Here is a 23710-nt window from a genome sequence, read left to right on the forward strand (position 1 = left end):
GGCAGATTTTTAGCGGAGAGGGTTCTGCGGCAGTGGGGACAACGGATTGGGGGCGGCTGCGCGAGCGCGGTGAGGATGGCTTGCCTGACGGCGGGTAGGCTCGGTTGGGGCGGCGGGCCGAGGATTCTTTTTTCCCCCTCCCGCTTGTTTGAGGCGGCGAGATTGCAGGAAGGCGTAGGCGATCATCGTCATCAGCGCGTGCCGGTGCAGGCCCGTCCATGAGCGCCCCTCGAAGTGGTCGAGGCCAAGTTCCTCCTTGAGCTGCTGATGCGCCTGTTCGCAGACCCAGCGCGCCTTGATAGCGCCTGCGATCTGCTTGAGCGGGGTGTCGGCGGGCAAGTTGGAGAGGTAGTATTTGCGCTCGCCGGTCGAGCGGTGCTCGCCGATCACCCAGACCTCCTCGCCGGGCAGATGCTGAGCGCCCATGTCGCGGATGCGCTGGGGTGGGCCATCTGCAACCCGGACACGGACAGCGGCGAAGCGCGCCGAGAGGCGGCCTTTGGTGCCACGCCGCCAACTGACCGTCCGCCATTGGGCTTTTTCCAGCATCGCCTGCGCGGTCATCGACTTCACATCGGGGATATGCCGGCGGCGCGGGCGGCCGCGTCCGGCAACGGGGAAGATCATCGCCACGTCGGCGGCATAGACCTTCTGCTTGAACGGGATGCCGACGGCCCAGATCAGGCCGCGCTCGGTGAGCGCCTGCCGGAAGGGGGCGCTTAAGCCATATCCGGCATCGGCGAGCACGCAGCCAAAGCGTAAGCCGGCTGCGCGAGCCCGGTCGATCTCGGCCAGCGCGATTTCGGGCTTGGTCCTGTAGGCACGATGGTCGTCGGGCACACCGGCACGGTCGAGCCGGACGGGGTCGGAAGTCCAGCTCTCAGGCAGGAACAGCCGCAGCCCCACCATGACCGGCACTTCGCCAGAGGCCAGCGGCAGCGACACCAGCGTCTGGCAGTTGGCGTTCTTGCCAAGCGCCGAGGCATATTGCGGCGCGACGCCGACCGAGTGGCGCCCCTTCTTGGGGAGCGCGGTGTCGTCCACGATCAGCCACGCATCGTTCCCGCCAACTTGTCTGTCGGCCTCCGCGAGCAGCACCTTCTCCAGCGGCGCAGCATCCCACACGCCGCACGCGATGAAGTGGTGCAGCTGGTCATAGTTGACGCCTGCGTCCCGCGCCGCCATCGGTTGGACGCTCTTGCGATCCCCAAGGCCAATCAGCCCAGCAATATAGGCCGGACACATCCGCGCACGCGTCTTGTGCCTCAACGCCGAGACGAACGGCTCAAGCCACCGCTCCAGATCGAGTTGCCAATCTCTGTTCATGGCCGGCCCCTCCAACAGCCGACCTCTCATGAATCACGCAAAACCGCTCTTGGGACTCCTCAAAACGCTCCCAGAACTAAAAATCTGCCAAAGTAGTGCTAGGCAAAAAATAGTTCCTCAACGACCCTTTCACGGCCAGGCCCCCGCGAAACGCACGGATCAAATCAACCATAGACAAAACACTTGTTGCATGTTTCCTGACCTGGTGTTATTGCTCTCTTTTCGGTCCTGAGCCTTGCAACTTGGTGAGCCAGCGCTGACCACGTGATCGTTCAAACAAAGATGTCAAAGCTAAAAAAGGGGAGTAGGAACATGACAGTATCTAGACGCGACGTTATCAAGGCTGGGATAGCGGCCAGTACCGCTTTGTCTTTCCCCACGATCCTTCGGGCGCAGACGTCATCCGCCGACGCTCGGACTGTCCGCATGGTCACGGAGGCCCTTCGTGGCTATGATCCCATCGTATCGACGCTGGACATCGTCTATAGTCATGGTCTGGCAGTCTACGACACCTTGTTCTCGTTCGATTCCAAACTCGTGCCGCAGCCGCAAATGGTTGGAAAGTGGGGCACTTCCGACGACAAGAGGACTTACACATTTGAGCTCCGGGATGGCCTAAGTTTCCACGACGGCACTCCTGTCACCGCGGCCGATTGTGTCGCCTCGATCCGCCGCTGGGGTCAGGCCGACGCAGGTGGACAATTAATGATGGAGAGGGCCAAGAATGTCTCGAAGATCGACGAGAAGACCTTCAGGATCGCTTTAAAGGAGCCGCTGGGGTTACTGCGCGAATTTATGGCAGGCGGACTTTTTCTCGCTGTCATGCGTGAGAAGGACGCGGATCGTCCGGCGACCGAGCAGGTGACCTCAAACATCGGCTCTGGGCCGTTTAAGTTCAACGAGGCTCTTGCGAAGCCCGGCGCGAGCATCACCTACGACCGCAATGATAAATACGTACCGCGCAACGAGCCGGCCGACGGACTGGCCGGCGGCAAGATTGTCAATGTCGATCGGGTTGTTTGGGAGCATCTTAATGATAGTCAGACGGCTCTCGCCGCCTTGCAGGCAGGAGAAGTAGATCTCCTGACCCCGCCCCAAGATTTCTACAGCGTAATCGAGGCCGATCCCAAGCTTGCTCTCGACGTCATCTTGAAGTCTGGCCAGCTATTTTTCATGCGCATGAATTTCCTGCAGCCTCCGTTCGACAACGTGAAGGCACGTCAAGCAATGCTTCACCTGGTCGACCAGGAGGCCTTTTTGCATGTCATAAACTCGGATCCAAAATACGGCCACACCGCCACTTCGATATTTGGAAATACAAGCCCATACACAAATGAGGAAAATACTGGATGGTATAAAAAGAGGGGCAATCCGGAAATGGCCAAGCAACTTTTCAATGAGGCTGGGTATGCGGGCGAGAAGGTCGTGATACTGCAACCCACGGATTGGGGTGACGGCAACAATACCTCCTTGCTGCTATCGGACTCATTGCGGAAGATTGGGATCAATGCTGAGCTTCAGTCGATGGCCTTTGCAGAACTTGCCTCCCGACGAACGAACAAAGGCCCAGTCGAGAATGGCGGCTGGAATATCTTCATTACGACCTATCCCGATTTCAGCCTCGGTAACCCAATCAGCACAGCTCCCTTGCTTGCGAACGGCGACAAGGCCTGGTTTGGCTGGCCGAAGAACGATGAATACGAGGCTCTCAGGGCCAAATGGCCGGATGTCGAAACGTTCGAAGAGCGCAAAGCGTTAGCCCACAAGATGCAACATATATGGTGGGACTTCGTCGGCCACGTTCAGTTGGGTCAAAGTGTCTCGCCAATTGCGCGTCGCAAGGTTCTAACCGGGCTTCTCGACGTCACCAGCGGATACGGTATACCGATGTGGAGCATGCAGAAGGCCGGAGCGTAATGGCTGCCTATATCCTTCGCAGGATGTTCTCGACCATCGCCGTCATGGCGATGGTCGGGATCTTTGTCTTCTTGTTGCTGAGGCTAGCACCCGGCGACCCGGCGGCCATGATCGCCGGCAGGTCTGCCACGGCCGATCAGATTGCTGGCATCCGCGAGCAGTTGGGACTCAATGATCCGCTGCCAGTTCAGTTCGTGAATTGGGCTCTCAGCGTCCTCGGCGGGGACTTCGGGCACTCTATTTTCACGGGAGGACCCGTTCTCGGGTTGATTTCGCAGCGGCTGGAACCGACGATTTCGATTTCGATCCTGACGATGCTCCTTTCGGTGACGATTGGGGTCTCCTTCGGCATCCTTGCCGCGTGGCGAGTGAGCGGTCTTGTTGATCGCATCCTGACAGCATTCGCGACACTTGGTTTTTCTGTCCCGGTGTTTGTCGTCGGCTTCTTTCTCATATATGTGTTCTCTATCAGAGCACATTGGCTGCCCGTCCAGGGATACCAGCCTATCGACCATGGCTTAGGGCCATGGCTTGTGCATCTGATTCTGCCGACTGTGACTTTGAGCGTTCCCTACATTGCTTTCATTGCGAGGATCGTGCGGGCCAGCATGCTCGAAGTGCTGTCGGAAGACTATATGCGAACAGCCGCTGCCAAGGGCGCGTCGTCCTATTCCATGCTTTTCCACCACGCATTGAAAAATGCAGGTGTTCCGATCCTCACTGTGATCGGCATAAGCTTCGCAGGTCTGATTGGCGGTGTCGTCATCACGGAAACGGTTTTCAACATCCCTGGTGTCGGACGTTTGGTGGTCGATGCGATCAACAACCGCGATTATCCCATCATCCAAGGCGTGCTCATCCTCGTTTCGGGGCTGTACGTTATTATCAATCTTGCGATCGATCTCTCTTATACGCTCGTGGACCCTCGGATCCGGTACTAAATATGACGATAATCTTCGCGCCAGTTGAAACAGTTCCGACGGGACGCTTGCAACTATCTGACCTTCCCCGTCTGGCAAGGCGAAATCCGCTGATCCTGATAGGTGGCGGCCTGTTAGCTCTGTTGATCGTTGTAGCAATCGCTGCCCCGCTTTACGCCGGGGATCCATTGAACTTGGATCCATTCAAACGGCTTCAGTCGCCTTCCTCAGAGGCGTGGTTTGGCACTGACAATCTCGGGCGTGACGTATTTGCACGAACAGTTTTCGGCGCCAGGATCTCACTTTTGGTGGGATTGACATCGGCGATGGGTGCCGCTCTAGGCGGGCTTCTTATTGGAGTCATTGCCGGCTATGTCCGCAGCTTCGACAATGTCGTGATGCGGGTCATGGACGGCCTGATGTCGATCCCGACGATTCTGCTGGCCATCGCCCTTATTTCTCTGACGGGACCTGGGATCGGCATCCTTATTGTAGCCATTACCATTCCTCAGATGCCGAGCGTCACGCGGCTGATTCGTTCGGCAGTTCTGAGTGTCCGGGAGCGTCCTTATGTGGAGGCCGCGCTCTGCGGCGGTGCGCGCCTGCCGAAGGTGCTGTGGCGGCATATCCTGCCGAGCACCATTCCCGCGCTCATGGTGCAGAGCGCCATTGTCTGCGCAGACGCGATTTTGACAGAGGCCGGGCTGAGCTTCTTGGGGGTGGGCGTACCGCCCGAGACACCGAGCTGGGGCAACATGATCGCCAGTTCGCGCCTTTATCTCGCCATCGCCCCATCGACGATTTTCGCCCCAGGTATCTGCCTTGCCGTGACTGTTCTTGCCGTCAATCTTCTCGGCGACGGCCTGCGCGACCTGTTCGATCCCCGCTCAAAGCGGAGGCGCTGACATGCTGATGCGAGGATCTGCAGAGGACGATGTGCTTCTCGACGTTCGCGACCTTGAGACACACTTTTACGGTGAGGAGAGCGTCACCCGCGCCTTGGGCGGCATCAGCTTCCAGGTGAAGAAAGGCGAAACGCTCGGCGTCGTCGGCGAATCCGGATGTGGCAAGAGCGTCACCGCTCTCTCTATCCTTCGCCTGCTGCCGAAGCTGACCGCCAGAGCTGTTGGTGGCGAGGTCCGCTTTCACGGTCGCGACATACTTGAACTGTCCGATCGGGAGATGCGAAAAATCCGCGGCGATCAGATTGCTATGATCTTCCAGGAGCCGATGACGAGCCTCAACCCGGTCTACACGGTCGGCCACCAGATCGCCGAGGCGGTGCAGATCCACACCAGGGCTTCCCGCCCGGCGGCCATGAAGAAAGCCGAAGAGATGCTCCGTCTCGTCCGCATCGCGGATCCCGAGCGTCGCGTCAACAACTACCCCCATGAAATGTCGGGGGGTATGCGCCAGCGCGCCATGATCGCTATGGCTCTGGCCTGCTCGCCAGAACTGTTGATTGCCGACGAGCCCACGACCGCGCTCGACGTCACGATCCAGGCGCAGATCCTGCGGCTCATCGTCGACCTGAAAGAGCGCACGGGAACGGCCGTCATGTTCATCACACATGATCTGGGCGTCGTGGCCGAGACATGCCAACGAGTAATCGTGATGTATGCCGGCCGTATAGTAGAACAAGCGAGTGTAATTGATCTGTTCGCGCGCCCGGCGCATCCCTACACCCAGGGGCTCATGAGATCGGTGCCTGATCGACGGCGTGGCCGACAGCGCCGGCTTCCAGAAATTGCCGGGATCGTGCCAAGCCTGCGCGAGCCCATCGTCGGCTGCAGCTTTGCGCCACGCTGCCCGTTCGCGATCGACATTTGCCGCGACAAGACGCCCGCCCTGCTTGATGTCGGCTCAGACCACGCCGCAGCCTGTTGGCGCGCCGAAGAGGTGATGGGCGCATGAATGATCCTCTGCTGAAAGTCGAGAAGCTGACCAAGCACTATCCGCTTGGCTCGGGCCTCTTCAAGAAAGTCATTCCGGTGATCCGGGCAGTGGAGGAGGTATCCTTCACTGTCAACGCCGGCGAGACGCTCTGTATCGTCGGGGAATCCGGCTGCGGCAAGTCGACTATCGCGCGGCTCCTGATGCGGCTCGTCGAGCCGACGGCTGGTCGCGTGCTGATCGGCGGAACCGACATTGCAGGCCTCAAGAAGGACGCGCTTCACGCGTGGCGCCGTCGCATGCAGATGGTCTTTCAGGACCCTTACTCCTCCCTCAACCCGCGTCTTACCGCCGGCCAGATCATCACCGAACCGGTCGAGAATTTTGAACGTCTCAGCCGGAAGCAGTGCGACGCGCTCGCCGTGGATCTCCTCAGAAAAGTCGGAATGTCGCCTGAGATGGTGCACAGGCTGCCGTCCGAATTGTCGGGTGGTCAGCGGCAGCGGCTCGGCATTGCACGCGCCCTGTCACTCAACCCCTCACTGATCATCGCCGATGAAGCGGTGTCAGCCCTTGACGTCTCCGTGCAGGCGCAGATTCTGAATCTGCTGCTGGATTTGCAGCAAGAGATGGGCATCGCCTTCGTGTTCATCTCACATGACCTTGGTGTCGTCGAGCATATCGGTCATCGCGTGGCGGTCATGTATCTGGGGCGAATCGTTGAACTCGCCGCGTGCGAGGCGCTCTTCGCCAAGCCCGTCCATCCCTACACCGAGGCGCTGATAGCGGCAGCCCCGGTACCGGATCCTACAAGGGTCCGGCTGGAGGTGCCCGTCGAGGGCGAGGTGCCGAGCCCCATCAATCCGCCGAGTGGGTGTGCGTTTCACCCGCGCTGCCCGCTCGCCGTCGAGCGTTGTCGGATCGAAGTCCCACCTTTGGTGCCAACAGAGGACGGGCGAGTTGTGGCCTGTCATGTGCGCGCCCCAGCCACAGACATCACTGCGCAGCCCGCTGCGACAGTTCATTCTGCTCAGTCCTGTAGCGCCCCACAGACGCCTTCATCCGATTCGACATCTCCAGCGTATGGCTGACGCGACATGGTGTCAAAGGTAGGCAGGAAGAACAGATAAAAGGAGAAGTCTGTGGGAAAACATGCCCAGGAGGAAGGTTGCAGCCGGCCCAGCGGGGGTGGCGGCTGTGAGACGACCAGTTCGTTTAACCTGGATAGCTCTGCCATCCGCCGGCAATCGCAATATACCAGAAGGCCGGCTTCCAGGTCGTCGCAGATGTTCCGGACACAATACGGCTTTGATGCGGCGATCCTTCTTCGCTGATCAGTCGGACCCCAGCGGATCGCACGGCCCGGTGCAATCACAACTAATAAGCAAGGAGATGTAAAAAATGTCCAAGAATCCCATCGAACGCGTCCGCGCTAAGGGAGACGCCTTCTCGATCGGCGTAGCGATCGGTCAGGCTACCGCCCCCACCTCATTCGAGCGCGGCTTTCGAACTGAGTACTACCAGGCCCTGGACGCTTACTGGCGCGGATCGGACTATGTCAAGAATCTTGAAGCGGCGGCCCGCGCGACCTATCCCCAATATGTCCGCGAGATCGAGGGAATTGCCGCAGGCTCCGGGCAGGACTTTGAAACGATCTTTCTCAAGATCTGCGACGCTGACCTCCCCCTTCCCGAAAACGTTCCCCGGAGATGAGAAACGCCGCGATCACAGGTTGCACTTCGCTCCTGATCCCATCCGACGGCGATGGCCCGGCGATCATTGCCCATAATGAAGACGGCCCGGCGGTATTTCTCGGCACCTGTCTCTGGGTCGAGGTCGAACCCGACGAGGGCCCGGCGTGGAGCGGTTTCATGACGCCCGGCGTGCTGCCGACATACTTCGGATTGAACGAAGCCGGGCTCGTCCAAGCTAACAACAACGTCACACCCGACGATTTCAAACCTGGCGTGCCGCGGGAAATCATCTGCCGCGCGATCCTAAGCGCGAGAGGGTTGGACGACGCGATCAAAATTCTAAAACGCACGGACCGCGCCAGCGGCTATCATCACAATCTTGGTGAGGCGAAGACGGGCCGGCTCGTCTCTGTCGAGGCGCCGGCCTCAGGTTGCGTGGTTCGGGAAGCTATCTCGCCGCTTGCCCACGCAAACCATTTACTTTCGCGGGAATTCGACGGCCTGGGGCAGACGATCTCCCCTTCGTCGCGCGATCGACAGGAAGCGGCCGACCGGATGATTGCGGAACGCGCGCACACTCCGGGCGCAGAGGTGGTGCTGTTTGACGAGACCGTCCCGATCTATAAGAACGGTTCAGGTACTTCCCAGACTCTTGCCACCGGCATCTTTTCGCTTTTCCCCGATCGCGTTGAATGGCGCGTTCATGCCGGTCCTGACGAGCGCGATGCGCTAAGCGGGACAATGCCCGTCGTCTAACTTGCGGACGCTGAGCTGACGAAAACGCGACAGGTGTTTCGGCTTTGTTCCGCGTCTTATTGTCGTGGATGAGTCAGCCGCCGTCGCGCGAAAGCCCGACGAAGACGTGCCGAAAAAGCTGAAAGCGGTCTTGGCTACGCTCCTGCCGCACGTACTATCGTTCGTCTGATGACCCTCGAACGGAACAACTTGACCAAGGCTCAAAGATGATGTCGCCTCCATCGACGAGAGGCTACCTGACCTTGTCGAGGCCTCCTGCTTAATCATAGCCAGCTTCTGCATCGCCGCCTAAGGATCCCTCATCCTGCTTGCCAACAACGACGAGTTCTTCTGGGTTCGGCCTTCAGGATCTTGGCCGCCGCCAGAGGCACCGGCACATCGTAGCGTTGGTTCGTGACTGTTTTGAGCTACTGGATGATTACCGGCGCGCGGTGAGCGCGGCCAAGAGGTCACCCAGCGCTACATGGTAAGCGACGACGCCGAAGCTGATCCTGGGACGTCGAGACCTTTTGGCGCCTTCGTCGAGACGAAGCTTACACCGACCCGATGATTGCCCCCCTTCTTGATCGTCCGCTCTATCGCCGCAGGACTATCCTCGACCTCGCCGACACCCGACCTCGCCAGTGCGACCGCCCAACCGCGTGCTTCTTCTTGGCTACGTCAAACGCAACAAATGCTTCGCTATACTCTCCCGTGGCTCGTCCTCCGTGCGTGAGGATCGGCTCGGTCCATCCGAGATGGGGTATTCCGCTTGAGCCTTTATCTTCGGGCGACAATGCATAGTGTAGGTTGAAGGTGCTGCGCTTCGAACTGATGGTTAAGCGTGGTCTGCATGCCCGCAGCAGCAAGCATCAGAAAGCATGAAACATTATGTCGATTGGACGTCGTGGTAAAAGAGAAAGAGGCAGCGCCCAACGAAACAAGGTCATGCGGCTCCGACCCCCGGGTGAGCGACGTTGTCAGCAATCATGAGAGTGGTCAGGCATTCTTTCGTCACTGAGCCTCCGATCGATTGATCGATTTGCCGGGTTCTATTTTCCTCCGGTCGGTCAGACCGCTTTTTTTCGTTGGTAAACTGGTAATCGTGATTGATGCGGCGCGCACCCGTAGGCCTCGCGATACGCTTTTGAGAAATGCGATGCAGAGACAAAGCCGCAAGCCATTGCGATTTCAACGACCGGCAGTCGTGAGCTGATGAGTAGCAGGTGCGCACGTTCAAGCCGAAGATTCAAATAATAGCGGCTTGGAGAACATCCCAGTTCCCGCCTAAACAGCCGCTCGATTTGACGGCGGGAAAGGCCGGCTGACTCCACAAGTTCGTCCAATAGCAATGGCTCCGTGAGGTTTGCCTCCATCTGCTCGATTACCTTGATGACGGCCTGATGGTTTAGTTGCACTCGAGAATGAAGAGGTAGACGTTGGCGGTCACCCTCTGAACGGTTCCTGCACGCGATTGCTTTTTCGCAAATACGATTGACAACTATCGTCCCATGATGGCGGTCAACCAAGTCCAGAAACATGTCGAAGGGGGCGTCCCCCCCGGCGCAAGTGTAAAGGTCCCCATCCCGCTCGAAGGCGGTTTGAGTAGCTACCACACCGAGGAACCGCTCAGAGAATATAGGAAATTGCTCCCAGTGAACCGCGCAACGCCGCCCTTCTGCAAGCCCCGCCCGAGCAAGCACGATCGTACCGCTACCTATCCCTACGAGGCTGCTGCGGCGGTTGCGACATTCTCGTAACCAAGCATCAAGCTGTTTGTGCGGAGCAGGAGCATTGCGGCCGCCGACGACCACGATAGCCGGTGTTGAGATCGATCGACGCATTCTTTCACGTGCGAATGACAACGAAGAATCCGCGCAAACCAACAATCCGCAAGTCGAGGTCGCAGGTTGCCCGTCGTCCGAAATGACTTGCCAGCTATACACGTCCCGCCCCAACACCTCGTTGGCGAGCCTCAGCGCTTCTACCGCCGACGAGAAGGCCTGGAGCGAAAAGGCCGGCAGGAGGTAAAAGCAAAAAGTTCGGCATGTGGACTGTGAGTCTCGCATCCCTGGGTTGCCTCTCTCCTACCCGATCTCTCGTGCGTCCAGCGGCCATGCCAAAACTGCGCGACCGCCGTCATGGGAGACCAGCGCAGCTCCGGATTTGCGACGAAACCGAACGGGACGGCAAAAGCGATGAATCGGTTTACGGAATTGCGCGGGTCGTGGCTGAACGTCGGACGTTCCGCGCGTGCAAGTCATCTGGACATAGGCATAGGGACGACCGGTCGCCTGACAGGGCAACGCATTTTTCCAGGATAATCTGCACCTCCTTGCAACGCGGCGCACTCGGCGAACACCCCTCGAGACCGGGTCGCCTTCGTCGCTCGCCAGCCTGAGAGTGTCCACAATTGTCGCCAAGGGCCACGATTTCAATTGTGCCCCAAGCTGCCGGCCGAAGGGCGCCTGACAGGCCTGCAGGGCCGTCGTTCTGTCGTTTCCAAAGCCCCGGATGCTGTCATTCTCCATGAACTCGCGGTCGGAAGGACGAGCTAAGTTTCCTTCGGAGATGGCTGTGTGGTGGGTACCGGGTCATTTCACCCTAACTCAGCGCATTAGCGGATACTTTTCGCCGTGACACGTGATCAAAGCGCACTTCCTGAGGTCGACGGGTCGGCTCCGCTCTTATATAAGCGGCCGTCGAGACGCTCCACCAGATTCACCAGCCCCAAGCTGGAGTCGGATTCGTATTCAGTCGGCGCGATCTCAAAGCCTCTGGTCTGAAGGTGTGCGCGCGCATCGGGCCAGAAGTCTGTATGCATGCGGAGCTTGCCGTCCTTCGGAAAGACACGAGGCTTTGCAAGCAAATCCGCCATATCTTCGCCCATGGCCAGGCCGAACCTTAGGAAAAGCAGGTATGTGAGCGAACCCAGAATGCGTTCGCTTCCTGCGGAACCGACGGCAAGCATAGGCCTGCCGGCAACCTCCAAAATGAGTGGCGACATCTCTGTGACATCGTGCGTTTGGCCTTCGAAGAACGAGCCTGATTTCATTGCGTAGCTGTAGCAGAGCGGTGCGCCCCACCAGGAGACCTTCGAAGCCCACCAGGAACCGAGCGAAGTTGTGAAAGATAAGAAATCGTCGCCTGAAGCCATTGAGAAGTGATTAGTGTTGCTGTGAGGGACGCAATTGACCGGTCCGAGGAAGTAGGTCGAAATCAAGTCCTTCCACAGCGCCTCGTTGGATGCATTCAGCAATCGGATTACGCGTTCAGCGATTGCGATGGCCTCTGACGAAATATCGATGTCGACTGAAGGGTGACCAACTTTGGGAACGAGCGTGTCGACTGCAAAAGGTATCCGATCAAGGAGGAGGATAGAGGACAAGACGTAGGCCTCCATGGCGCGCGGGAAATCGCTCAGCACGCCGCTTCGACGCAGTTCGACGGCCACCGCTGCGCCTACCAAGGTCCACGTCCCCCACGTCTCAATTGCTGCGGTCGTAAGGAGGCGCTGATGCTGCCCACCGAGGTTGAGATCGAGGGTGCGCAGAGCCGGCTGGCGGACGGGATTGTCAAGAGTTTCTTCTGGAAACCAATGGCCGGGGTCTGCGCCCCGTAGCTTGCGCCAGAAATCACACTCGCTTTCGGAATTGGACAGGGCATGAAGGAGCTTTGCAAGCTCCGGATTTCTAACGTGTTTGCGAGGCGCACCAGCTTCATCCAGATAAATTGCCTTAAGCTGTTCACTCAAGGCAGCGGAGTGTTCGCTTCGGAGAGCGATTTTCAAGTCCACGCTAGGCGCAAAACCCTCTTTTGCGAGCGCAATGGCGGGCGCAAGCAGAGTACTGGCTGGAAGCCGCAAGCAGCCGCTACGCCGGAAGTAAAACCAAGCCGCTATGTTACCCGGGACAGGCACAGTCGATCCGGGTACGCGTCGGATCGCAGTCGCGGCATTTAGACAACCCACCTCTCCAGCCACGGAAAAGACGCCCTGCATGCGGCCGAAAGGGCCGCAGTTGGCAGGATCTGTGACCCAAGCGCAGGCGAGGGCGGTGAGATACATGTCGAAGACGCTGCCGCCCTGCTTCCTAATAGCATTTGCCGCGGCGGTGGCGGACGGCACGGGGGTTGCTATCCCGAAGCCCATGCTGCTGTGGACATGAATTGGCGCTTCACAGCCCATGTAATTCTCCTATGTCGGTTCCCACGTGGCAGTCCTGGCAATGCGCCAGGCACCAAGGCAAAACATAACCTGACGTTTGGTCCTTATCGGCGGCGTAACTATTCTTGTTTCCCTCACTTATCCTCATTCATTGGAGCCGAGGATGGCTGGCGGACGGCTGTGCCCGAATTCTGGCGGGGTCGATAAAGCCGCTCAGACGCGCATGTCTGCCTTCCCGTGCCGCTAGAATTCGGTTCCCGCTCGTCCCTGGTGTCGATTCAATCGTTGCGCAATGGGAAATATGATTCACACGTTGCACGAGGTGAGATGTGAGTCAACTGTTCCTTGGCCGCCGGAGAGATGCCACGGACCCGGATGCCGCAATGCGGGTCGCCGCGATACGTAATTGATCGCCTCGCGCCGTATGTGCTAGCGGAACGGGTCGCTGTCACCAGGACCCTCAGGCTCGGCGAAAATCTTGCCGAAGGCGTCGTCGCGACGGTAATGGTGGGCATGAATTTGCCGTCGCCTTGGCCGCGGCGTCCATCCGCTCCAGCATTTCGCCGCAGGCTCACCCGAGGTCGAACATTGCACCTTAGCGCAGGGGCTGCACTTAGCTGCACTTACAAGCGCATCTAATGAATCCATGGTTTCGGCGAATACGGCGCTATGAATTAAATGTTGCATTATTCAGGAAATAATCTAAGTGTTTCTCTTGATCGGATACCGATGCTCACTTGCCATTCTGGAGATTTCGCATGAGCCTCGCTCGTCGGGAGACATTACACTCAATGTTTGGCCTTAATCTCAATGGCGCTGCGACAACACGACACAAGCTTGGCCAGGTGGAATCGACGTACGTGCCCGCGCGCGACGGCACCAGAGTCGCCTTGGATGTCATCCGCCCGATCGGTGACAGCGCCGACACCAAGCGCAACACTATTCTGGTGATGACCCGCTACTGGCGGGGCGTTAAAGGACAATTGTCCAATAGGTGGGCGGACCTATTTGTGCCGTATGGCTACAGCGTTGTTGTCGGAGATGTTCGTGGCACAGGCGCTTCGTTCGGCGTGTGGCCCCATCCACGTACACGCTGTGAAACCCTAGATTTCAACGAAGTGCTAGATTGGATCGTGGCGCAGCCCTGGTCCACGGGCCAGGTGGTCGGCTGTGGCGTGTCCTACACCGCCAATACGTCGGACTGGATGGCGGAGCGAAATCATCCGGCCCTCAAGGGCATCATCCCGCGGTATGCCGACTACGATCCGTATGAAGATGAATTCTTCCCCGGCGGTGTTCCAAACGCGTCTTTCGGGCAAGGATGGAGCGACGCCAACAAAGCTCTCGACCAAAACATACGGAGCATGGATTCCACGTACGTGACCATGGGCTTTGTCTACGATCCCGAGCGCGCACCGGGCGTGCGTCCGGTCGGTCTGGACGGCGAAGCGGACCTTGACGCGGCCGTCCGTCAACACGAAACAGTGCCGTCCCTGTGGGACGGTTTCAAGCACGTGACATTCAAGGACGATCGTCCCGAAAGTTGGGCGGGAGACTCCATGCTCGACTGGAGCATCATGGAGGTAGCCGACCGAGTCTCTCGTTCGGGCACGCCAATCCAAAACTGGGCGAGCTGGTTCGACGGCGGTACGGCGCAGGGGGCCATTCGCCGGTTCATGCTACAGTCCAATCCGATGAACGTGATCATCGGCCCTTGGAGCCATGGTTCAGCCATGGCCCGGGACCCTCTACGGGAAGTGGATGCGGCGATCGTTCCGGCGCCGCCGACGCTGGAGGCAATTGACGTTCAGTTCGCGGAATTGTGCTTCAACGGCGAAACTGCCCGCGAGCATGGGAAGCTCCTCCACTATTACACCCTCGGCGAGGGCGTTTGGAAATCGACGCGCTCTTGGCCGCTCCCCGCAGCCCGTCATCGCTGGTATTTGGGGAGTGGGTCCCAGCTGAGCTCATCACCCGACGAGATCGGGTTCGACTCGCTTCAGGTAGACCCCGAAGCGGGGGACCCAACCCCAACGCGGTGGGATTTCGCACCGACCGTAAATCTGGCGCGAGACCATCGAGGGTTGGACGCCGCTAGCCTCGCCTACACCAGCGAGCCGCTGACACGCGACCTCGAGATCACCGGCCATCCCGTCGTCCACCTGAACATTACCTCAACTCGCGAGGACGGTAGCTTTTTTGTCTACCTGGAAGCCATAAGGCCGGACGGAGTGTCTTGTTATCTCACGGAAGGCCAACTGCGCGCCCTGCATCGGAAGGTGTGGACCGCGTCACCATTCAGCGAGCTTGGGCCGCAGCATAGCTACCTGAAGCGCGACGCCGAACCGCTCACGCCGGGCAAGGCCACGGTCCTGGCGTTCACATTGCATCCGATCTCCGCACGTCTCCCGGCAGGTCACCGCCTAAGGGTGGTTCTCTCCGGCAGCGACCACCCCACATTCACCAATGTGCCCATGGACGCGCCGCCGCCCTTTCTCAAATTTCATCGCGGTCCGACCGGCTGCTATATCGACCTGCCGATCATCGGCTCGTGAGCATAGGATCCCATGCTTCGGCGGTTTCGAAATGCTGCGCATCGAGTTGATGATAGAATGCGGCTGGCGTCATGGCCCCACTAACGCTTCATCCTTCGCAAGCCGAAGAACAGCCGCATCTTCAGAATCTTGATCGACACTCACCGCCGACAATTTGCGACAGGCGAGAATCCCTTTCCCGCAGTCCGTCGGCATCTCTTCTCGCTTGCCGCCGCCCTGCGTACGAATTCTGATCAGATCCTGCACGCATGCAAGGAAACCCATCCTGAAGCCAAGCCGAGCGCTCAACGCCCCGCGGAAACGTTCGGCTGCGAACGCTGCGGGTGCGAGCAAAGACCACTCACCTTGAGCGGCTTGAGCAGCGCCACGGCGCGCCACCGATCACCTGGGACCGTACCAAGAGGCTCGTCCGGCTTAATTGCCGAAAGCGGGCAGGCCAAAGCGTATTCGGCGCCTCGCATTTATCGGTCGCTCCCTTGTGGGACAAATGTAGCATCAACTAACCACAGAAACATATGTTGCAATAGGCCTCAAAATCTGTAAATAATCGCGAGAGGATGCCAAACGCAGGTGTCATAAGATAGCCGAGATCAAAATGACGAAAATTCTCCACCGTTCGATCGGTGCAAAATTACCCTGCGCCGTGGCCGGAGATGGTATCTACATTACCGACAGCCAAGGCCGCCGATATATCGATGGATCGGGTGGGGCAGCTGTCAGTTGTCTTGGCCACAATCACCCAGACGTGCTGGATGCGATGAGGGCGCAGATGGGACGTATCAGTTATGCTCATACATCGTTCTTCACGACCGATGTTGCTGAGCAGCTTGCCGATCAACTCATCAAGCTAGCACCTGCTGGCCTCGATTACGTTTACTTAGTTTCGGGCGGCTCTGAAGCCGTCGAAGCTGCTCTCAAAATGGCCCGTCAGTATTTCGTGGAGATAGGTGAACCTCAACGGCGCCATATCATCGCACGCCGACAGAGTTATCACGGAAACACAATTGGTGCGCTAGCGACTGGGGGTAACGAATGGCGTCGCGCGCAGTTCAAGCCAATACTGCCTGAAACCCATCATGTTTCGCCTTGCTATGCTTATCGTGGCCTGCAACTGGACGAAACACCGGAGTGTTATGCTGAGCGGCTCGCTAAAGAACTTGAGGCGAAAGTTCTCGATCTGGGGGCTGATACGGTCATGGCGTTCGTAGCTGAGCCTTTGGTGGGCGCCACGCTGGGAGCTGTACCGCCCGTGGCAGATTACTTCAAGCGAGTGCGTCATGTTTGCGACAAATACGGAATTTTGCTTATACTCGACGAGGTGATGTGCGGCATGGGCCGCACTGGTACGGTATTCGCAGCGGACCAGGAAGGAATCGTTCCCGATCTGCTGACGGTCGCCAAAGGGTTAGGTGGCGGTTTCCAGCCAATAGGGGCGGTTCTCCTTTCCGAAAAAATCTACCGAGCCTTCGCCGAAGGTTCAGGTCTATTCCAGCACGGTCACACCTACATTGGTCATCCAATTGCTGCGGCGGCCGCCAGCAAGGTGGTCGAAATTCTGACTCGCCCCGAGATGATGGACAACGTCATGGAGATGGGTGATCGCCTCCAGGCCGGACTAGATGCGGCACTTGGGCATTCCGCGTACATCGGCGATGTTCGGGGTCGCGGCTTGTTTCGCGGGGTGGAAATTGTGGCGAACAAAGACACCAAACAGCCTTTCAATCCAGCTTTAAAAATTCACTCCAAGATCAAGAAGGAAGCCATGCAACGTGGGCTGTTATGCTATCCGATGGGAGGCACCATTGATGGCGTGCACGGTGACCACGTCTTGCTAGCTCCCCCTTACATCATTCAGCCTGAACAGATCGACATGATTGTCGAACGGCTCGCGGCGGCGATTAAGGCCGCTGTCCTCAGCTGAAGGAGCGTAGGAATGAGTGTCGCATCAAATCCGACCTCTCCATGCCCGCCCATAAATGACGAGGACTGGCCCGCGGAGATTGCGGATCTCAGGACCGGCTTCGCCGGTGCGCTAAACGTCTATCGCACGATGGCGCACCATCCGTCACTGCTAAGGGCATGGGTTCCTTTACGCCAGCATGTGGTCAATTGCAGCGCTCTAGGCGCCGTCCGGTCGGAACTCGTAATTCTGCGGGCGGCCCATCGAATGGATTCCGCCTACGAATGGACCCATCATGTGAGCCGAGCCCGTGGCCTCGGAATTTCCGAGGCGCGCATTCAGGCCATGAGAAACCTGCCGGCTGGGGAAGATGCGCTAATCGCGCGAGCAGTGGATGAGCTTTTCGACGAGAAATGCCTCAGTCTTGAGATCGAAAGCGCCCTATCCTCCGAAATGGGGACGCAGGCAATCTTCGATCTGATGACAACAGTTGGGTTCTACTCAGTGCTGGGCTTTATCCTAAAGACCTATGACACGCCTATCGACGAAGCAGTCGCGCAAGAATTGTCAGCGCGGCCAATCTAACAACTCTCTCTAGGTTGATGCTTCGCGGTAGCCGGCAGATGACCCTGGCGCAGCATGGGTTTCAGAGATGTGAGCCGGCAGTTGAGTGGCGAAGTACGATCCGCCTGCCAAGGACCGTTCAATGTACGGCCGAACGGCCCACGGTACTCCCGTTGCTTCCGAGTTGCTGTCGCATTGCAGATGCTTCCTTGTTTCGGCACACCGCTTTAAAAGTAGCGCGCAAAAGTGCTCTCCTATGCCAACTTGCTTCCTCTCACCCAAAAGAGGGATGGCGCTTCCCGAAGTGCTGCCGATCAAATAGAGATGCTTTCGGGCTACCACCATCGGCCCATTCCGAAGCGTGTGGCTACTGCGCTGATTTGCCTAACGCTTAGGCGCAGGTCGCAGCTGGCAGCGTCGCCGAAGTGAGTGCACACAGACATCACTGCTGCCAAACAGGTTATTCCAACGTAGTGAGTGAGGAAGAACATGCCAAAGATTGGCGACTTTCAATCGTTCAAGACGGCGCGCCGAACCATCGCAGGCTTCGAGGATGGTTCGGGTTCACTGGTGAGTGGACCGCCAGGGACCAGAACGTTCTACTCGCGCGCCTTTTCGAACTTCAAAAAGTAAACAAGCGTCAAAATGCCGCCTCTCCCGGGCGAATGCGACCCGCCGAAGTGTCCGCCGTGCGGCGTTTGAATTTTTTGTCAGTGAATCCTCGCCAGTGCGGTGTCGAGTGCAATCGTGGCTCAGGGCTCCACAATGATATGGACCCGGCCCGGTCTCGGACCAGACACACGCGTCTCCATCTTCATCGCTTCAATCACCGCCACCGCCTCGCCATCCGCGACCTGAGTTCCATCCTCGATCAGCCACTTCTGCAATGTGCCCGGGATTGGCGCCCTGATCCCGTTGGTGTTTACGCGGCCAATGATAGCCGCTGTTGTCTGCAGCTCTGCAGCTGAGGGATTCCACAAAAAAGAGCGCCGCTGGCAGCCCGGTAGAGGGACGTTTGCCATCAATCTCGATGAAGCTCTTGAAAAGCTGATTCGACCGGGTCAACGCGAGGCGCGGGCTGCGGGAATGGGCGGTTCCGATGGGCTTTTGTCTTCTAATGTATTGCCATGCCGCTTGGGCAGACACAGCGGAGCAGCTGATTGGCAAAGTTACAGAACGCCTTGCTCGGCTGCCGGGCTTGCCCGAGCGCAATGCGGAGTTGACAACTCATCGTGTGCCATCAGCACTGCAAACTCATTAAGCGCGGCATCAGCCTCCTGCATACAGCACGCCTCGAGGTTTAACACGTCATGATCCAGACAGTAACAGGACCAATATCTGTGGAAGGGTTTGAGCCGTACGCTGATGCATGAGCATCGTTTCATCGCCTTTCCCGGGCCTGGTTCGATCCATTTGCCACGTTCGACCGCCCCGCATTGGTCGATGAGGCGGTTCGTCGATTGGTGAAGCTGCGCGTAGATTATGGGGTACGCACATTCGCTGAACCCTGTCCTATCGAGCTCGGTCGCGACATCCTCCTAATGAAGGAGGTCTCTGAAAATCCGGCATGCAGATAATTTTCACGACTGGAAAAGAGGGCTTCCGGCCTACTGGCGAGCCCGTACCGCGGAGGAGATTGCGGAGCTGTACATTCGGGAGATCAATCACGGGACCGGCACCACCGGCGTGAAGCCGGCGCGATCATGGTCTCAACAGGCGCTCCGGATATTACTGAGCAGGAGAAGAAGTTTGTCGCCGCGGCTCCATCGCCCAGAAAATGACAGGGGTACCGATAGTAACGCACACTACAGGAGGTTGTGCGGGGCCAGAGCAGCAGGAGCTGTTTGCGGCCGGTGGTGTTTTCGCCCACCGCTGCTTGATTGGCTCTTGCTGTGCCAACCCAGATCGCTCTTACCATCGGCGCATTGTATAAGGAGGATCCGACATAGGATTCGAACAAGGGGACGTCCGTGCCGACAACGTGGCAAAGCTAGTGCCGGATGGCTTTAGTGCACAGATCATGATCAGTATGGACTGCGCCTATCGCGTCCTTGGCAGGCCAACAACGCGTCGCCCTGCTCCAGAGGAGAAAATCGAGGTTGATCGCTTGAGTTCACAAGGGCTTTGGCAGCCCCATACCTACATTTTCTCGGACTTTTATCCCGATGCTGTACGCCCGGGGTAGGTCTAACCAAGGCAGACCTCGGAGTGATTTTGGAAGGACAATCCCCGACGTTTCATTGGCGGCGAGCTTCTGCCGAAAGGGTCTTAATAAAAACTATCGTTTTTTTGCGCAACCCAGTAGACCTGATTTTCTCGGCGGAGATCTTCGTACGACTTGATCCGCGCTTTGGCCGTTTCCCCACCCTGAGCAACGAGCAAAGCAATGAGAATGTCGAGCACCGCTGTTGCGCCAGCGTAGCAGCCGAAATGGTGGGTCGATAAAACAGAAATTATGATTGTCTCGTCTGCTTTGAAGTCTGGGGACACCAGTTCGCTGTCAGAAAGCAGAATTAATTTCACGCCCTTCCGTCTCGCAAATTTGCAAGCGTCGATTGTTTCGCGAGAGTAGGGGTTAAAGGTGATCGCGATCATAACATCGCCTGGACTAGCCGAATGTAATTCATCGATCGCGCTATTAATATGACGCGGCACCAATTGCAAAGTAGGCAAAGCCATGCGGCCAACGTAGTGGAAGTAGTAGGCCATGGCGTAGCTCGCCCTGACGGCAGTTAAGTAGACCACCCTCGCATCCAGAAGCATTGTGACCACTCGTTGCAATTGGTCGGATGCCTGAAGTTCGAGGGACCGCTGAACAATTGCAAGGACGTTTGTCGAGGCGTCGGCTTGAACCTGTCCCAGTTCCCCGCCATCTCTCAAACGTTTAATCCACTCAGGATAATCGAGCACGGCGGAGGCTGAGACTAGCGCGTGCCTAAATGGCTCGCGCAACTCGTCATATCCCTCGAACCCGAGCCGTTGAGCCAATCGCACGAGTGTATACGTGCTGACGCCAACTTTTCGTGCGGTTTCCCGAATCGGATCGAGGCCAAAATCCGACGGATGATCGACGATATACTTCGCAGCAGTTCGTAACCTACCTGGAAAGCTCCCAAGCCTCTCCTTGAGATCGGCTAAGACACGGTTTTTTTGGGTCGGATCCAAATGCACCACCGTCGTCAAAACATTTGTTATTTCTTTTGCATGTTTACTAGATCCGTTTTTTTATGCAAGGTCATGCCACCAAAGTTTGCGCTCAACTGCATTCAGCATCAGGATAAGACATTGGCCGATCCGCTGCCTTCTCACGCTTCTGTCATCGTCATTGGTGGTGGGATCATGGGCTGCTCAACTCTGTATCACCTTGCAAAGATGGGCGTCACAGACGCAGTCCTGCTCGAGCGCAACGCGTTGACATCTGGCACGACGTGGCATTCTGCAGCACAAGTCAGGGCTTTGCGGCACTCTCGGAATTTGACACGAATGATTCAATATTCGGTCGAACTCTATTCGCTGCTCGAGAAGGAGACGGGCCAGTCCGTAGGTTGGATACAGAAAGGATCTTTGTCCATCGCGACAAGCCCAGACCGACTAACGCATATTCGTCGGCAAGAAGCACTCGCACATGCTTATGGAATCAATGCGCGATCAATCTCTGCAGAGGAGGCGAAGGAGCGCTGGCCGCTCATGAATGGTAACGATGTTCTTGGTGCCGTTTGGTCGCCTGACGATGGGCGCGTGTCTCCGTCGGATGTATGTGCCGCTTTGGCTAAGGCAGCGAAGCATCTTGGTGCCAAGCTATTCGAACGTACCGGCGTCATCGGTATCCTCACCGAAAATGGTCGCGTGCGTGGTGTCGAAACCGCCCAAGGTACGATCATGTGTGACGCGATCGCCCTTTGTACTGGTCTCTGGTCCCGTGAAGTGGCGGCTATGGCAGGCGCCGAGGTGCCCGCTCTTGCTTGCGAACATTTCTACTTACTGACCAAGCCAATCGACGGGATTGTAGGAAACACGCCGACACTCTCGGATCACGACAGTCACCTGTACATCCGTGATGATTCGGGTGGGCTATTGGTCGGATGCTTCGAGCCCCTGGGCAAGCCAATTGCGCCGGGCATACTGAATGAAAGCTTTGAATTCGGACTCTTGCCTGAGGACTGGGATCACTTCGAGCCGATGATGATAAACGCTCTGCACCGCTTACCTGCGCTAGAAAGCGCAGAGGTAAAGATGCTGTTGAATGGACCGGAGAGTTTCACTCCAGACGGCACTTTTATGCTCGGCGAAACGGCGGAGACCCGAGGGCTCTTTCTTGGATGCGGCATGAACTCCGTGGGTATAGCTTCCGGCGGCGGCGCAGGAATGAACCTTGCTCACTGCATTGTCCATGGGCAAACGGCATATGATCTAACCGAAGCCGACGCTAAGCGCTTCGCACCGGTTTTCAACAACATTGAACACCTGATGGCACGGGCGCCAGAAATCCTCGGAACGCATTACGACATTGCCTATCCTGGAAAGCAGTTGAGAACGGCTCGGGACTTGCGAACGCTCCCTCTCGACAGGGAATACCGCGAGTCCAGGGCGCATATGGGCCAATTCTTTGGCTGGGAGCGGCCCCTTTATTTTGGCAAGCTAGTAGAACCCGTTCTGCGTTTCGATCGGCCGGACTGGTTCCAAAACGTCCGTGCAGAAGTCATGGCTGCACATGAGCGAGCTGCGGTTTTTGACGCTTCGCCATTCGGCAAAATTGACGTCCAGGGTCCGGATGCCGAGAGTTTCCTTTTGCACGTCTGTGCGGGTCACGTCGCGCGCGCTCCAGGGTCGGTGATCTATACGGCCATGCTTAACGAGCGCGGTACGTTTGAGTCAGACCTTACCGCCCAGCGCCTTGCTGATGATCATTATCGATTATTCGTCGGCACTGCCGCGATCAAACGCGACCTCGCATGGCTTCACCGACACTCTCATGGCTATGATGTCACATTGCAAGATGTGACCGAGGACTATGCCGTGCTTGGACTGATGGGACCGGACTCGGCCAGGATTGTCAGCGAATGCGGGGCCCGAGCACTCAACGAAGTCGCTTATTTCAAGCATGGCACTGCGCAACTAGTTGGAAGGCCCGTGCGAGGCGCCCGCATCTCTTATGTAGGAGAGTCGGGATGGGAGATGACGTGCCGACGGGAAGATGCGCCTGAAGTCTATGCGGCGTTGGTGGCGGCAGGTGCTCAACCAGCTGGAACGTTTGCCCAAACGTCGATGCGTATAGAGAAGGGTTTCTGTGCGATGGGTCATGAATTGGATGGCGACGTTAGCCCGATCGCTGCTGGTCTGGACTTCGCGGTCAGGAAAAGCGGTGGGTTCATCGGGGCAGAAGCATTGGAAGCTGGGCGCGCGCGTGGGGACGTTTCGCACATCATCTCCCTTTCGCTTGATGACGAAAGTGCTGTTCCATTGGGGCATGAGCCGATCTACTTCAAAGGCCGTATCTTAGGACAAACCTCCTCTTGCGCCTTCGGTTTCCGCGTTGGCAAACCCGTAGGTCTTGGACACACTCGTGAGCAGCTAAGGAATGGCGAACGCGTTCAAATTGATATAGCCCGGCAAATGCACGATGCCACGGTTACGATCGGCCCTCTCTTTGATCCACAGAGTTTGCGGATGAAACACTGACGTCTGTTTTGGGCACGGACAACAGCAAACTTGGCTGCAACGTTCGACCCCAGCTGCACATCATTCGTCGCCGAGGCGATCCGCTACACTCTCTCGCGCTGGCAAGGCCTCTCGCGCTTCGTTGACGACGGTCGTATCATCGCGCAGATGGTTTGCAGCGCTCACCCCAGAGATGGTCATCGGTTAGTCGAGCGACGTGCTCTCGATGGCTCCGCCGACAGCAGCAAGGCGAGTGCGGGATTTTGCGCCCTTTCCCCTTTCCTGCGCTGTTTGCATCCGAAGGGCTTCGTTTGGTGGCCTTGAGCCTTTGTGTGCCGTCAATCCGTCGCTGGCGGCTTGCTAGCCAAGATTCAGGTGGTTCT

General features: G+C 57.8%; 15 protein-coding genes and 4 pseudogenes. 13 read left to right on the top strand and 6 right to left on the bottom strand.

Features of this window, described 5'->3' with window-relative positions:
• Positions 1-9: 9 nt before the first annotated feature.
• Positions 10-1363 (bottom strand): annotated as a pseudogene (locus A4R29_RS04940) (IS701 family transposase).
• A 275-nt stretch (positions 1364-1638) separates the two neighbouring features.
• Between A4R29_RS04940 and A4R29_RS04945 the strand changes: the two are divergent.
• The 7 genes from A4R29_RS04945 to A4R29_RS04970 all read left to right on the top strand — a co-directional run bounded on the left by A4R29_RS04945 (position 1639) and on the right by A4R29_RS04970 (position 8506).
• Positions 1639-3243 carry an ABC transporter substrate-binding protein gene (locus A4R29_RS04945; RefSeq protein WP_063173578.1) on the top strand — a complete coding sequence of 535 codons (1605 nt, stop codon included), beginning with the start codon at positions 1639-1641 and terminating at the stop codon, positions 3241-3243.
• Positions 3243-4184, top strand: a complete 942-nt coding sequence (locus tag A4R29_RS04950) for an ABC transporter permease (RefSeq protein WP_063171337.1) — start codon at positions 3243-3245, stop codon at positions 4182-4184. Before A4R29_RS04945 ends, A4R29_RS04950 begins: the two co-directional genes overlap by 1 nt.
• A gap of 2 nt (positions 4185-4186) precedes the next feature.
• A complete protein-coding gene (locus A4R29_RS04955; RefSeq protein ID WP_063171338.1) occupies positions 4187-5068 on the top strand; it encodes an ABC transporter permease in 882 nt (293 codons plus the stop codon).
• Between the two features lies 1 nt (position 5069).
• Positions 5070-6077: an ABC transporter ATP-binding protein gene (locus A4R29_RS04960; protein ID WP_063171339.1), complete on the top strand. Its 1008-nt coding sequence runs from the start codon at positions 5070-5072 to the stop codon at positions 6075-6077.
• Positions 6074-7147 (top strand): ABC transporter ATP-binding protein, encoded by a 1074-nt coding sequence (locus A4R29_RS04965; protein WP_063171340.1) that lies wholly within the window; start codon positions 6074-6076, stop codon positions 7145-7147. Before A4R29_RS04960 ends, A4R29_RS04965 begins: the two co-directional genes overlap by 4 nt.
• Positions 7148-7457: 310 nt before the next feature.
• Positions 7458-7769: a C45 family peptidase gene (locus A4R29_RS34885; protein ID WP_244506896.1), complete on the top strand. Its 312-nt coding sequence runs from the start codon at positions 7458-7460 to the stop codon at positions 7767-7769.
• A complete protein-coding gene (locus A4R29_RS04970; protein ID WP_244506897.1) occupies positions 7766-8506 on the top strand; it encodes a C45 family autoproteolytic acyltransferase/hydrolase in 741 nt (246 codons plus the stop codon). The genes A4R29_RS34885 and A4R29_RS04970 overlap by 4 nt, the downstream gene beginning before the upstream one ends.
• A gap of 1049 nt (positions 8507-9555) precedes the next feature.
• Here the strand turns inward: A4R29_RS04970 and A4R29_RS32705 are convergent.
• The 3 genes and pseudogenes from A4R29_RS32705 to A4R29_RS04980 all read right to left on the bottom strand — a co-directional run bounded on the left by A4R29_RS32705 (position 9556) and on the right by A4R29_RS04980 (position 12671).
• Positions 9556-10554, bottom strand: coding sequence for a GlxA family transcriptional regulator (locus A4R29_RS32705; RefSeq protein WP_082827316.1), 999 nt, complete (start codon positions 10552-10554; stop codon positions 9556-9558).
• 89 nt (positions 10555-10643) lie between these two features.
• A pseudogene (locus tag A4R29_RS35555) lies at positions 10644-10816 on the bottom strand (branched-chain amino acid transferase); the annotation flags it as partial.
• 316 nt (positions 10817-11132) lie between these two features.
• The gene (locus A4R29_RS04980) at positions 11133-12671 is read right to left on the bottom strand and encodes a gamma-glutamyltransferase (protein WP_082827317.1); all 1539 of its coding nucleotides are present in this window, start codon (positions 12669-12671) and stop codon (positions 11133-11135) included.
• A gap of 737 nt (positions 12672-13408) precedes the next feature.
• Here A4R29_RS04980 and A4R29_RS04985 point away from each other — a divergent pair.
• The 4 genes and pseudogenes from A4R29_RS04985 to A4R29_RS32710 form a co-directional block, all read left to right on the top strand.
• Entirely contained in the window at positions 13409-15205 is a 1797-nt protein-coding gene (locus tag A4R29_RS04985) for a CocE/NonD family hydrolase (RefSeq protein WP_063171343.1), read from the top strand.
• Between the two features lie 595 nt (positions 15206-15800).
• Positions 15801-17126: an aspartate aminotransferase family protein gene (locus A4R29_RS04995; RefSeq protein ID WP_063171345.1), complete on the top strand. Its 1326-nt coding sequence runs from the start codon at positions 15801-15803 to the stop codon at positions 17124-17126.
• 12 nt (positions 17127-17138) lie between these two features.
• Complete coding sequence (locus tag A4R29_RS05000; protein WP_063171346.1) at positions 17139-17690, top strand: carboxymuconolactone decarboxylase family protein; 552 nt, start codon at positions 17139-17141, stop codon at positions 17688-17690.
• 456 nt (positions 17691-18146) lie between these two features.
• Positions 18147-18307 (top strand): annotated as a pseudogene (locus tag A4R29_RS32710) (IS6 family transposase); the annotation flags it as partial.
• A gap of 114 nt (positions 18308-18421) precedes the next feature.
• Here A4R29_RS32710 and A4R29_RS35560 read toward each other — a convergent pair.
• Positions 18422-18691: an acyl-CoA carboxylase biotin carboxyl carrier protein subunit gene (locus tag A4R29_RS35560; protein ID WP_063171347.1), complete on the bottom strand. Its 270-nt coding sequence runs from the start codon at positions 18689-18691 to the stop codon at positions 18422-18424.
• 734 nt (positions 18692-19425) lie between these two features.
• On the opposite strand from A4R29_RS35560, the pseudogene A4R29_RS35565 reads away from it, so the two are divergent.
• Positions 19426-19602, top strand: a pseudogene (locus tag A4R29_RS35565) (phosphotriesterase family protein); the annotation flags it as partial.
• Between the two features lie 335 nt (positions 19603-19937).
• Here the strand turns inward: A4R29_RS35565 and A4R29_RS05010 are convergent.
• Positions 19938-20843: a MurR/RpiR family transcriptional regulator gene (locus A4R29_RS05010; RefSeq protein ID WP_244506966.1), complete on the bottom strand. Its 906-nt coding sequence runs from the start codon at positions 20841-20843 to the stop codon at positions 19938-19940.
• A gap of 111 nt (positions 20844-20954) precedes the next feature.
• Here A4R29_RS05010 and A4R29_RS05015 point away from each other — a divergent pair, with 111 nt between their 5' ends.
• Complete coding sequence (locus tag A4R29_RS05015) at positions 20955-23348, top strand: GcvT family protein (RefSeq protein WP_063173580.1); 2394 nt, start codon at positions 20955-20957, stop codon at positions 23346-23348.
• The last annotated feature ends 362 nt before the right edge of the window (positions 23349-23710 follow it).

Origin of the sequence: Mesorhizobium ciceri biovar biserrulae (assembly GCF_001618845.1) — a bacterium.
GTDB lineage: Bacteria > Pseudomonadota > Alphaproteobacteria > Rhizobiales > Rhizobiaceae > Mesorhizobium > Mesorhizobium ciceri.